The sequence below is a fragment of the Clostridium sp. AM58-1XD genome (genome assembly GCF_003464085.1).
Lineage (GTDB): Bacteria > Bacillota > Clostridia > Lachnospirales > Lachnospiraceae > Lachnoclostridium_A.
The window spans coordinates 47,047-56,650 of record NZ_QSDR01000020.1; the positions used below are offsets into that span (position 1 = coordinate 47,047).

Sequence of the window (9,604 nt, forward strand, 5' to 3'; positions counted from 1 at the left end):
CCCCTATTCTCCTGTATATCCGATCTCTTTAAAAACAGCCATCGCTTCCTCCACATCCTTCTTTGCAAAATCCTGCGCTTCTTTTCCGCCCATAAATACAGGTGTCAGATAATATTTCTCCAGATATCCTTCCTGCCAGTCCTTGGTTTCCGTAATCTTTTTTGCCATGTCAATATAAAATGCCATCGCTTCCTCTGAAATACCTTTTGCGGCGGACAGACCGCGGTACTCTCGTACGACGACCTTATCATAGCCCAGTTCTTTAAATGTCGGAGCATCTGCAAACAGGCCGCCCAGACGTTCTTCCGCATATGTTACAATCGGCTTGAATTTTTTAGCTTCCACCTGTCCGATGCATTCGGATGGATTCAGGATCGCTACATCTACATGGCCCCCCAGAAGCGCCGTTGCAGCATCACCTGAGCTGTCATATGTCACGTAGTTCATTTCCACATCCGCATATTTTTTAAGCAGCTCATATCCCAGCTGGTCGCTGTTTCCCTTGTTGGAACCGCCGAATTTCAACGTATTCGGATTCTCCTTTGCCGCTTTCACCAGAGATTCCAGATCCTGATAAGGGCCGTCGGCATTTACGCACAGAGTCAGGTCGTCATATGCCATTATTGCTACAATATCCGCCAGTTCATCTGATTTCAGATCCCAGTTGTTAACATAGGATACGAGAACGTTTCCGGAATGAAGTGTAAGAAGCGTATAATCGTCTCCTTTTTTCCCTCCCACGTAGTTATATCCAACTGCGCACGCTCCGCCCGGCTTATTGACAACCACCAGATTCTTCGGTGAAAGGTTATTTTTCTGTACGACATCAGCGATCATTCTGCCGCAGATGTCGGATCCCCCTCCAGCCGAAGCGGCCACGATCAGCTCCGATTCTTTCTTCATATCGAATGCAGGCGCAGCGTCCGCCTCTTTTTCTGTTTCCGCCTTCTCCGCCTGCGTATCCTCTGCCTCTGTTCCTTCTTCTTTCTTTTCTTCTGCTGATATGCTCTCCTGAGCCTGTGCCTTCTGATCCGCCTTTCCTCCGCAGCCTGTTATCAGAGCCGCCGCTGTTAAACCTGCTGCCAACAAAACGAGTGTTCTTTTCATATACATCCTCCAATCATCTTTGTAATCGTTTCTGCATTTTCCTTTTACCTGTTATCCATACTTAATAATTACCGTTCCATTAAATCCTGCTTCTTTCTCAGCGCCCAGAGCACCGACTGCTCCGGCTCTTCAATCATTTCGTATGTGATCATTTCCCCCTTTTTCACATCCCGTATGAGCCTTTTCCCGCTCAGCATATGAGCCGGAACCGGATTTTCCGCCCCCACTAAAGATGCCGGAATAATTTTCGCTTTCAACTTTCTGTCGTGGTCATTTCCAAGTATCTCTCCTGCCGAAAGGTCGGTGTCTGCCGTCTGCACCAGATCGTAGTCCTGGAAATACCGGCGGGAACCGGTGGCCACTTCCAGCAGTCCTGCACAGAGGAGCGTGGTTGGAGCTTCTACTCCGCAGAGATGATACGGTCGGTATATGAGGGATACGGAGCCGTCAGAGTTGGAGAGGCATCCTTTTGTAGAAATAATCATCTGAGAATACTCGTTCTCGCACCGCACGACCATGAAAACGCCCCCGCCCATGCCCGCTTCATGTTCTTCTCTCAGGCATGTCACTACATCTACGATTCCGCTTTCCTTTAAGATTCCTCCGTTTTTTTTCTCACATAAAACCTTTGGAATCTCCGGTATGCGAAGGATTTCATCGTTCATTTCCGGCACATCCGGCTTCAATCCGACGGCATTAGCTGCGATTACCATCTCGCAGAGGTCAAATCCACCGCAGCCGTCCAGTTTCTCTGCGATCTCCTTTCTCCTCTTTAAATACTCCAACTGCTTTCTATCCGGCAGCTCCTCGATATATGGAATGTCCTCATCCTTCAGCTGGACCGTCACCGTCTCAGAGATGGTGATTCCGCCGTCTGATTCCACTCTCAGCGTTCTGTCCTTCCGGTTATAGATGAATTCTGCATCCCTTGTCTTTCCTGCGCAGATGACTTCCAGTCCCGTATCTCTGGCCCATTCCACCATTTGCATGAGAAGGCCGTGCTGGTCGCCGTCAATCGGCGTATAGACAACGCCCTTTTCTTTTGCAAGAGCATTCAAAATCGGACCTACGCAGGAATCTGTCTCTTTGTTAACCATAACAAGATGCTTGCCGCTCTGAATGGCTGCCAGCCCATGAACCGCACCGGCTTCCGCATTCCCTGTGGATTCCACGATTACGTCAACGGGTAGTTCCATCATCATCATGACATTCGAGGTGATCACGTATCTGCCTTCCTTCAGCGCTGTTGCCGCCTGTAGAGCCGTAGTGCATTCTACAATTTTTTCATCTGGTATGTGCGCTCTCTGAAATGCCAGCCTGGCGGCCTCCAGATTTTTATCCGCCAGAATCGGAACGTTCAGCATTCGGTTATTCAATGCCTGAATGATCACCGCCGTTCCAAAGTGCCCCGTTCCGATAATCCCCGCCGTCACTGTTTTTCCTTTGCAGCGGTCATATAGATTGTGATAAATCATGTCCTTATCCCTCCTCTTATATATAATTAAAAGCAAAGTTCGTGCCAATTCTGCAATTACTCTTTAAAATAATTATTTCAAAAGCAATTGATCGGTCATTCCTCTTTTTTCCGCATGATTCATGAGAAATCAGGATTTCTGCAAAGAAAAAGGGAAATGCGGACGACAGCAGTTAAAGCCTACTCTCGTCCGTACCTCCCAATATATTCCTTTCATTCTTCCTATCCGACCGTATGTTGCATTCTGTTTTGCATTTTGCACGATGTATTATGCAATATTACGATTCTTTTATTTCGATCTGATAACGCTTCATTTTTCTCCAGAGTGTGCTCCTGTCCATCCGCAGGATTCTGGCTGCTTCTCCACGATTTCCACCTGCCTTTTCCAGCGCCTCCTGAATCTCCATCCGTTCAATTTCAGCTTTTGACCATTCCATATCCAGTTTTCGAACATCCAGGGCAACCATTTTTCTACCGTTCATTCCATTTCCGGTTCCCTTCTCTGGTTCTGCAAATTCCAGCAGTTTCCTGACGCTTTCCTCCTCTGCCGTTTCCGTCTCACAGAGCACGCAGATCCGATGGACAAAATTGCGCAGCTCTCTGACATTGCCGTACCACGGATAGGAAATGAGAAGTTTTTCTGCGTCTTGTGAAAATCGCTTCAGCGTCCGGACGGAATCCAGTTCTGCCCTCTCGATGTAATACTTCAGCAGAGGTATGATATCCTCCTTACGCTCTCTCAGGGGAGGCAGTTTCAGCTGGAGAACGTCCAGCCTGTACAGCAGATCGCTTCGGAATTTGCCTTCCTCTACCTCTTTTCTCAGGTTCTTATTCGTCGCTGCAATGACGCGGACGTTGACCGGAATCACCTTGTCATGACCAAGACGCATGATCTCTTTTTCCTGCAGGACCCGCAGGAGCCTTCCCTGAAGCTTGGCAGAGAGATCGCCGATTTCATCTAAAAAGATCGTTCCGTTGTGAGCCACCTCGAAAAGTCCCATTTTCCCACCTTTTGCAGCCCCTGTAAAAGCGCCTTCTACATATCCGAACAGCTCACTCTCTAAAAGCTGCTCTGGAAGGGCAGCGCAGTTGATCGCTACAAAAGCATAATTTTTTCTGGAACTGACATTGTGAATGCTTTGGGCAAACAGCTCCTTTCCTGTCCCCGTCTCCCCGTAGATCAGCACATTGGACTGATCTCTGCTGAATTTTTGGGCAATCCGAATGACTTCTTCCATTCCTTTATCCCGATAAATGATATTTTCAAACCTGTATTTTGCCACAAACCCGTTTCCGGAAATTTTCTTTCTGATCTTGGCCTCCAGCTCCTGAAGATCCGTAACGTCCTGGCAAGTGACCACCATTCCACTGTTTTCGTTTTCTCCGGAAATCGGCACGCAGTTGAGCGTGATCGTCCTGCTGCGGACCCTTTTCAGTTCATTCAGCATGTTCTCTCCGTAAATAACGACCCTGTCGATATCGATCTCAGGTATTAAGGCTGCTATATGGCTTCCTACCGCCGATTCCTCTTTAATATGGAACATGGAACATGCGCCTTTGTTGATGCTGGTAATCACTCCGTTTTTTTCCGTAGAGATAATTCCTTCAAAGGAATAATCCATGATTTTTTTCAGCCTGTCCCTTTTCTCCCGTTCTTTTCTCGTTGCCGCTACAAAGCGTACCGCTTCCTCCACCGCCTCACAGATGGCTTCCCGCCCCGTCCTGATCAGCGTATAAGGGATTCCCAGACTCTGAGCAATGTCGCAGGAAGCCCGGCCTCCGATGATCGCTTCCGCTCCCTCTTCACACGCCCGTTCAATATTGCTTTGCAGCAGTCTCCTGTCATCCGTCAGATAGTGGATGACTTCTGCTTCTTCAAAGATATCGCGGATATTCTGTATGCCGTAAATCATATTGGCCGTCCCGATCAAGGCCATTTTTCTGCACCTGTATGTCTCCCTGCATCTCTTCACTGCCATCAGAATATCGTATCCCGTCGTCTTGAGCTCCACATTCAATATATCTTTGGAACGCATATACAGCGATGTAAATCCTCTGGAAATCACCACATCGCAGTCCAGCTGAAGCTGCATTTCTTCCTTCGGTTTTACGACGATGGTCTCATGAACGATCTCCTCTTCAGAAGAAATCAGCTGAAACGCTTCTTCCACATCTCTATGCATATCATAGTACGGTACTATAAACACGATATGTATCATTTTCTCCCCTGTCCTTGTGTCGTCAGATTTTCTTTCCTGGTACATTTTCCGAAACAGTCATATACCTACTGTTTTAATTTAACCTTATCGGATCAGGCATATGTTGTCAATCCCGCATAAACGGGTATGCAAGCAGCGAAATGTGTTCCTATATTATGACATTAAAATGCCGGGAGTTGACAGCTGTCAGGCTGACCTCCCGGCGTAATTAGATTTCGCTTAGATTCATTGATCTCACTTCCACTGATTCCCACTGCTTATCTGGACGACAGTTCTTTCACGGACTGGCAGATCACTTCAATGCCCTTCTGAAGCAGCTCATAGTCCGTCCATTCCTGCGGACAATGGCTTCTGCCTTCCCGGCTCTGGGTAAATACCATGGCAACTCTGGCAATATCAGCCATGACCATGGCGTCGTGACCGGCGCCGGAAAGGATCTCTCTGTAAGAGAAGCCTGACTGTTCTGCACTCTTCTTCAGGACGTTCTTCAACTCCCCGTCCATCTGCACAGGTGCCACTTTCAACTTCTCATCCAGACGGTATGATATCCCTTCCACCTGGCGGCAGGACGCTTCCAGAGAATCCCTCACTGCCTGAAGGCAGCTCTCAATGCTCTCCGGATTCTTGCTTCTGCAGTCTATGGTGAATTCCGTCCTGCCCGGAACAATGTTAAATGCTCCCGGAGCCGTTTCCACTCGGCCTACCGTAAATACCGTTCCGTCTCCCAGCTCTTTCGCACGATCAGCGCCTGCCACCGCCGCTTTAGCCGCGGCCTGGAAGCTGTCTGCTCTCATGTTCATCGGCGTCGTTCCCGCATGGTCAGGACGTCCCTCGACCACAACAATGCAGGATTTGATTCCCACGATGCAGTCTACGATTCCGATATCGTATCCTTCCTTTTCGAGAATTGGCCCCTGCTCGATATGCAGTTCCAAAAAGGCCTCGATCTCCCCCGGCTTCCTAATGCAGGAGGCGATATCTTCCGGATCCAGCCCATATGCCTTCATCGCCACGGCCATGGAAATCCCGTCTTTATCCTTTGCCTCATGTACTTCGTCTCCGTACAGCCTTCCGGCCATAGAACGGCTTCCGAACAGGCCTCCGTTAAACCGCGCCCCCTCTTCTTCTGGAAGAGCAACAAATTCAACCGTCCTTTCCGGCACATATCCTGTCTCCTTAAAAACTCTGGCTGTCTCCAGGGCCGCCGCGACACCGGCCTGACCGTCAAAATTACCTCCGCATTTCACCGAGTCGAAATGGCTTCCCGTCATGATCACCGGAGCAGAAGGATTCTTTCCCTCCAGTCTGCCGATAATCGTTCCGGCCGCGTTCTCTCTCACGTCAAGGCCGGCCTCTTTCATCTGAGATATTATATAATTTCTCGCCTTTTTAAACTCTTCCGTATAGGTAAAACGTGTGCAGCCTTCCTCTGAAGCCGTAAACTCCGCCAGCGCTTCAATATCCTTTTGAATTCTCTCTCTGTTAGTTTCCATCGTAAGTCCCCCGTTAGCTTTCTTCTTTCTTATCTCATTTCCAAAACTTCCACGCAAAGGCCGTCACCGACGCGGATCCAGTTATGGCCCTGCTTCATCTCTGCCGCGCCGAACTCTTCATATGCCCTCTTTAAGCATTCGTCTCTGTCCGATACGTTTACGCCCAGATGTCTGCAGCGGTCCTGTTCCGCAAACTTTTCGTCCGGTGATGCGATTAACTGAATTCCTCCGATCAGCCATACCTGCTTCGCTGGTCTTCCGGTCCGTCATACTCTCTTACCTTCATTCCAAACGCCCTGTCAAAAAAACGGATATACCAGTTGATATCTCCGACTGCGACTGCGCTGTGATCAATAGCTGATTTGATTTCCTTTTCCATACATATTCTCCCATCTTGTATTATTTTATTACATCATAAACGATTCAGGACGGTTTCTCTGCCCGCCATCCTGAACAGTTACGTATAACCACCATCAACGCTTTACATAATTTTGTGCCTCTTCTAATGTAAGGCTGAACTTCTCCTGCAGTTTCTGCAGAATCGTATCATCAGGTATATCCAAATCCTTCAGGGCAGAAACCATTCCTTCAATTCCCTTTTCTATTCCTTTTTCTATTCCTTTTTCTTCCACGCCTTTACTCAGGTTACACATCAACGACACCTCACTTTCTAACGTCTGCGTCATTTCTATCTGGAAATCTTCCTCTAATATCTGGCATTTTTCTGCCGGACCCGTCTCTGTGGAGAGAAGTACATCCAAAAGCTTTAAAACGCCTGCATATTCTTTATCCTCCGGCCTTCCAAGACAAATCATAACCGCTGCCATGAGATCATAGTCCGACTTCTTTTCCACCACGCTGCCCACCAGATTCTCTTCGGTTATATAATAACGGGTAATGCTGTTTTCCCTGTTCTTCGGCGGATTCATGCAAATCCAAATGCTGTATACCTTTTTTATATCCTCATAATGGGACTCCATAAACTCGGTTCCATACTGAGATGATAACATCCGGCTGCAGTAATAGATTCCACGTTTGATCAGCGGATAGCCTGGATAGAAATCATTCTGGGCCTCTACATTAATAATCAGACGTATTCTCTCTCCTGAAACCGGCGCAACTGCTGCAAAACGGATATCATATGTGACGGTTCCTTCTGTCATAGTTGTATCTTCGCCGCTCAGCCCATGAATCATGGGAGCCGCATTCGTTTCATCCGGGGCTACTGCCACCTCCGCCACCTGCGGTTTGTCCTCAATATACTGTTCTGCAATCTCTCTTACATCACAGTCCCGATATTCCTGGAGACAGTTCTTCATAATCCATGCCAATATGATTTTTTCGGATAACAGCCGTTTACAGGCCGCATCATAATTTGCCTTATCGTCCGCAATACGGATATTCTTTGCAATCGTCTTTTCTGTATTCACGGCACCACCTCCCGTATTGTGATGTTCTTCTGTTATTTCCTTACAATTACTATAAACGTATTATACACAATCCCGGGCTGAATTTCAATATGCCCTGAACCAACGACATATCTCTGATACCGCTTCCTCCCGCATGGCAAGCCGATTCTGGCAGCAGTCCGCACTGACATCCATTTCAATAGCAAAAAACCACCGAGCTCGTTTGTCTGCTCCGATGGAATTATTAATATAGCTCTTATATTTATCTGTTTTCATACACAATGCTCTTCAAAACGCCTGCATGATCTCTGTTATTCGGCGGATTCATGCATATTTCCGTCAGAAATAAATGGAGCATACATCATCATGGCGTGGTTGCTCAGCACAAATTCCTCTCCGATCATGGTTCCGTCTTTAAATATCTGTCTGTACAGCTCGTTGTGCCTGCTGTATCCGCCCCAGTACTCGCCTTTCATCATGTGGTTCCGCTCCACAATTTCATAGGTGACATCAGCCGGTTCGGACGATCGCAGTTCCCCGCGAAGATCGTCTCCGTCCAGCCAGACCATGATTTGAAAATCTCTGTCCGTATCATTGCGTATCATCAGATCGATGTGAAGATAGGAGCAGGTGGCCCCGCTGCCAAAAGGCTGCTTCCTGTTGGAATCCGGAAAAACGTCATAGCTGTGGCGGTGTCGCTCCGTTACGGTGAGCGGGGAATGGAGAACCATCCAGAAAATCAGATTTGACATCTGGCACAGGCCGCCTCCCGGTCCATAGCCGATTCTTCCTCCCTTGAGCACCATACCATCCAGATATCCCCTGCGATACGTTGGCTTACCGATCAGCTTCCAGTAGCTGAATATCTGGCCGGGATGGATCACAACTCCGTGAATCCGTGCAGAAGCCAATCTGAGATTCGTGATCTTATTATACTGATATTGCATATCCAAATCTTTCAGCCTGCGGAGCAGAGGTGTCCTGTGCTCAAAGCAGACATACGGAAGTTTATTTTCACATACATTTTGGGAACAGGAGGCGAACTTTCTGTTCATTACAAGCCAAACGGCCCGCCGTAGACAGCCATAATATATTTTTCCGCACTCCGCCCGCAGTCTGGACCGCTTTCTGCAGGGACGGACCTGCTCTGTCTTGCCTTCGTACATCATTTTCCTGTCTCCTGCCTTTCTGGAAATATTATCTATTCCCATTATAGCAGTACATGTTCCGGGGGGCAACTCTTTCGTTATTCTGCGGCAATCACATCATCAAGCCTTATTTTCGGCGCATCCTGAACAGGAGAAAACCTGTCGTCTGATATGATGGAAGCCATCCGGCAGAAGTCCCTGGAGGTAATTCCAGCAGAACATCTTCCTCAGCTTCATTATGAAAGCGATTATATGGATTCCTACATCTCCGGGCTTGCACAAATCGCTTTCAACCATCTGTTTTGAACAAAGAGTTCCGCTTGGAGGAACTCTCGCGGTGCCGCGCGGCTGCTTCAGCAGCCATTAACCTCTGCGCGGCATACGCCTCCCTGCGGAGCGCTTTTAATTCATAAGACGTAATTTTTCAAGAAAGAAACAACACGAGAGTGCTGCCTGGAGCAATTAGTCTTTCAATTGCTCCTGCAACACTCTCGTACTATGTTTTATGCCGTTCAATTCTGTATTTTATCTTATTCTTCTTCCGTCTCCTTCTTACGCCTCAATGCCATTGCTCCGATCAAAGCGCCTGCCATGATGGCCGTAAGCAGCGCATATGGAAGATTTCCTGTATCCCCTGTCTTTGGAAGTCCAAGCGGCACACCGCCGTCGTCAATCTGGAATGGAAAGCTGGCAAGCGGTACGCCGTTCTCATCGATCGTAGTCAGCGTATAGATGCCGGACTCCAACTCCAGAT

The 9,604-nt window shown here is 48.0% G+C and carries 8 protein-coding genes; all 8 read right to left on the minus strand.

The window, feature by feature from the left end:
* Positions 1-3 precede the first annotated feature (3 nt).
* On the minus strand, positions 4-1,107 hold the full coding sequence (locus tag DXA13_RS13240; protein WP_181995672.1) for a tripartite tricarboxylate transporter substrate binding protein: 1,104 nt from the start codon (positions 1,105-1,107) through the stop codon (positions 4-6).
* Positions 1,108-1,175: 68 nt separating this feature from the next.
* Entirely contained in the window at positions 1,176-2,582 is a 1,407-nt protein-coding gene (locus DXA13_RS13245; RefSeq protein ID WP_118244998.1) for a flagellar biosynthesis protein FlgA, read from the minus strand.
* Between the two features lie 277 nt (positions 2,583-2,859).
* The gene (locus DXA13_RS13250) at positions 2,860-4,800 is read right to left on the minus strand and encodes a sigma 54-interacting transcriptional regulator (protein WP_118245000.1); all 1,941 of its coding nucleotides are present in this window, start codon (positions 4,798-4,800) and stop codon (positions 2,860-2,862) included.
* Between the two features lie 257 nt (positions 4,801-5,057).
* Positions 5,058-6,293: a M20 family metallo-hydrolase gene (locus tag DXA13_RS13255; RefSeq protein ID WP_147348034.1), complete on the minus strand. Its 1,236-nt coding sequence runs from the start codon at positions 6,291-6,293 to the stop codon at positions 5,058-5,060.
* Positions 6,294-6,525: 232 nt separating this feature from the next.
* Complete coding sequence (locus tag DXA13_RS21050) at positions 6,526-6,672, minus strand: hypothetical protein (protein WP_181995673.1); 147 nt, start codon at positions 6,670-6,672, stop codon at positions 6,526-6,528.
* A 94-nt stretch (positions 6,673-6,766) separates the two neighbouring features.
* The gene (locus DXA13_RS13260; protein WP_118245004.1) at positions 6,767-7,723 is read right to left on the minus strand and encodes a hypothetical protein; all 957 of its coding nucleotides are present in this window, start codon (positions 7,721-7,723) and stop codon (positions 6,767-6,769) included.
* Between the two features lie 290 nt (positions 7,724-8,013).
* Positions 8,014-8,871: a VanW family protein gene (locus tag DXA13_RS13265; RefSeq protein ID WP_243009125.1), complete on the minus strand. Its 858-nt coding sequence runs from the start codon at positions 8,869-8,871 to the stop codon at positions 8,014-8,016.
* A gap of 509 nt (positions 8,872-9,380) precedes the next feature.
* Entirely contained in the window at positions 9,381-9,596 is a 216-nt protein-coding gene (locus tag DXA13_RS13270) for a doubled motif LPXTG anchor domain-containing protein (protein ID WP_181995674.1), read from the minus strand.
* Between the last annotated feature and the right edge of the window lie 8 nt (positions 9,597-9,604).

Coding starts and splice junctions, on each gene's coding strand:
- DXA13_RS13240 (WP_181995672.1), bottom strand. CDS start 1,107: ATGAAAAGAACACTCGTTTTGTTGGCAGCAGGTTTAACAGCGGCGGCT.
- DXA13_RS21050 (WP_181995673.1), bottom strand. CDS start 6,672: ATGGAAAAGGAAATCAAATCAGCTATTGATCACAGCGCAGTCGCAGTC.
- DXA13_RS13255 (WP_147348034.1), bottom strand. CDS start 6,293: ATGGAAACTAACAGAGAGAGAATTCAAAAGGATATTGAAGCGCTGGCG.
- DXA13_RS13265 (WP_243009125.1), bottom strand. CDS start 8,871: ATGATGTACGAAGGCAAGACAGAGCAGGTCCGTCCCTGCAGAAAGCGG.
- DXA13_RS13250 (WP_118245000.1), bottom strand. CDS start 4,800: ATGATACATATCGTGTTTATAGTACCGTACTATGATATGCATAGAGAT.
- DXA13_RS13245 (WP_118244998.1), bottom strand. CDS start 2,582: ATGATTTATCACAATCTATATGACCGCTGCAAAGGAAAAACAGTGACG.